Below are 2,005 nucleotides of genomic sequence, written 5' to 3'. Positions count from 1 at the left end.
CGCCGCGACAGGTCAGCGGCGCGGCGACATCACCAGCCAGGGGGTCGGGCCGCGGCGCCATTCCCAGTAGGCCAGCAGCTGGTCGAGGTGGCCCAGCTGGCCAACCCATTCGGGCAGCGGCGTGGTCTTGGCGCCCTGCCGCACCTCGACGATGTCGTGGGTCGGGGTGAAACGCTCGATCAGCCGCTGCTTCACGCCCCGGCGAAAGATGTCGTGGGTCTCGACGATGATCCGCATGCCAGCCAGGGCCGGGGCGCGCTCGGGGATCAGCACGTCGTCCTCGGCTCCCTCGGCGTCAACGAACACCAGCGCGTTGCGGCCGGCGAAGGCCTGGAAGTCCTCGGGGCTGAACTCGCCGCCGATCACCACCCGGTCGGAGACCCCGTTCCGCGCCGCCAGCTCCGCGCAGGCCTCGCGCGCCGCCGCGTCGGTGTCGTGGGCGTGAACGCTGACGTCCGGGAACATCCGGGCCAGCCCGACGGCGTAGTAGCCCTCGGCGCAGCCCACATCGATCACGCACTCCAGGCCCGTGTCGCGCAGCGCCTCCAGATACGGATGCAGCTCGGATTCGTAGGAGCCGAACAGCCGAGGGGCGAGCGCGCCCTCGGTGGCCCTGCTGACGTATTCCATGCCGGCGAACGGCCCCTCCAGCACGGTCACCCCATGATGGGCGATGATGGTGTTGGCGATCAGCCTCGATCGCCAGATCGCCAACTTGCGCAGGATGTCGTCGAGATGCTTCGGCTGCTCGAGATCCGGGATCTCGGCGACGTATCGTCGGAGCCAGCGGGCGGCCTGCTCGTGGATGCTCATCGCCCGGCCGACTCGCCCTCGCCGAGCTCGCGGGCCTCTTCGGGCAGCATGACCGGCACGCCGTCGCGGATCGGGTAGGCGAGCCGCGCGCTGCGGCTGATCAGTTCGCCGCGGGCGCGGTCGTACTCCAGCGGCCCGTGGGTGACGGGACAGACGAGGACCTCCAGCAGGCGCGGATCGACCTCGGGCGCGGCTTGGCTCATGCGCCGCTCCTATTGCATCGAGTGCGGCTCGTCATCCCCGTCTTCCAGGGCGTCGATCTCCAGCAGCGCGGTCAGCGCCCGGTAGCGCTCGGGGAACCCGGGCGCCTCCAGCAGCGCCTGCTTCTCCGAGGGGTCGAACGGCAGGCCCATGGCCAGGCTCGTCACCAGCGCGTCCAGCGGCGCGTTGGTGGCCGTCTCCACGTCGATGTCGAGGTCGCGGTGGTTGAGGTAGTTCTTCAGCGCCTTGACGAACTTACGCCGCTCACCGGGATCGCCCTCGTCCTGGGGCGTCGCCAGGTCCTGCTCGAAGGCGCTGTAGTCGGCCCTGACCTGGCGGTACGGCGCGTTGGCGCTCAGCTCCTCGCCGACCTCGAAGCGGCAGACGCCGGTCAGGGTGATGAGGTAGCGGCCGTCCGAGGTCTCGGCGTAGCTGGTCACCCGACCGGCGCAGCCGACGGTCTCCAGGCTGGGTCGGGCGCGGTCGCTCCCGGCCCGGGTCTGGACCATGCCGATGATCCGGTCGCCGGCCATGACGTCATCGACCATGTTGAGGTAACGCGGCTCGAAGATCTGCAGCGGCAAGTCCCCGCGCGGCAACAGCAGCGCCCCGTCCAATGGGAAGACGGGGATCACCTGCGGCAGGTCACTGATGCGTCGGTAGCCGCCGGCCATGGCGGGCTCCTTTGCGCTGGTTACGAGAACAGGATGGCGGAGAGGCGGCGGCGGCCCTGCTTGGCGACGTCCGAGGTCGGCCCGGCCGCCTCGAAGATGGTCAGGAGCTGCTTGCGGGCGGCCTGGTCGTTCCACTCCCGGTCCTGCTCGATGATGCTCAGCAGGTGGTCGGCCGCTTCGGCGAACTGGCCCCGGGCGGCCAGCGCCTTGGCGAGCTCGAACCGCGCCTCGTGGTCTGCAGGGTCCTGCGCCAGCCGCTGCTGAAAGCCCTGGATGTCGGAGGCGCCTTCCGCGGCGAGCGCCAGGGCGGCGCGCAC

4 protein-coding genes are annotated in these 2,005 nt (G+C 70.6%); all 4 read right to left on the bottom strand.

Annotated features, from left to right (window positions below):
- Positions 1-12 precede the first annotated feature (12 nt).
- On the bottom strand, positions 13-813 hold the full coding sequence (locus VHK87_RS19345; protein WP_329636530.1) for a hypothetical protein: 801 nt from the start codon (positions 811-813) through the stop codon (positions 13-15).
- Positions 810-1,016, bottom strand: a complete 207-nt coding sequence (locus VHK87_RS19340; protein WP_329636529.1) for a Trm112 family protein — start codon at positions 1,014-1,016, stop codon at positions 810-812. The genes VHK87_RS19345 and VHK87_RS19340 overlap by 4 nt, the downstream gene beginning before the upstream one ends.
- A gap of 9 nt (positions 1,017-1,025) precedes the next feature.
- Positions 1,026-1,688, bottom strand: a complete 663-nt coding sequence (locus VHK87_RS19335; protein WP_329636528.1) for an LON peptidase substrate-binding domain-containing protein — start codon at positions 1,686-1,688, stop codon at positions 1,026-1,028.
- A gap of 20 nt (positions 1,689-1,708) precedes the next feature.
- On the bottom strand, positions 1,709-2,005 hold a 297-nt coding region (locus VHK87_RS19330), incomplete at its 5' end, for a tetratricopeptide repeat protein (RefSeq protein WP_329636527.1).

Origin of the sequence: Phenylobacterium sp. (assembly GCF_036263695.1) — a bacterium.
Classification (GTDB): Bacteria; Pseudomonadota; Alphaproteobacteria; order Caulobacterales; family Caulobacteraceae; genus Phenylobacterium.
This window is presented reverse-complemented; position numbering and strand designations above follow the sequence as displayed.

Coding starts and splice junctions, on each gene's coding strand:
- VHK87_RS19345 (WP_329636530.1), bottom strand. CDS start 813: ATGAGCATCCACGAGCAGGCCGCCCGCTGGCTCCGACGATACGTCGCC.
- VHK87_RS19340 (WP_329636529.1), bottom strand. CDS start 1,016: ATGAGCCAAGCCGCGCCCGAGGTCGATCCGCGCCTGCTGGAGGTCCTC.
- VHK87_RS19335 (WP_329636528.1), bottom strand. CDS start 1,688: ATGGCCGGCGGCTACCGACGCATCAGTGACCTGCCGCAGGTGATCCCC.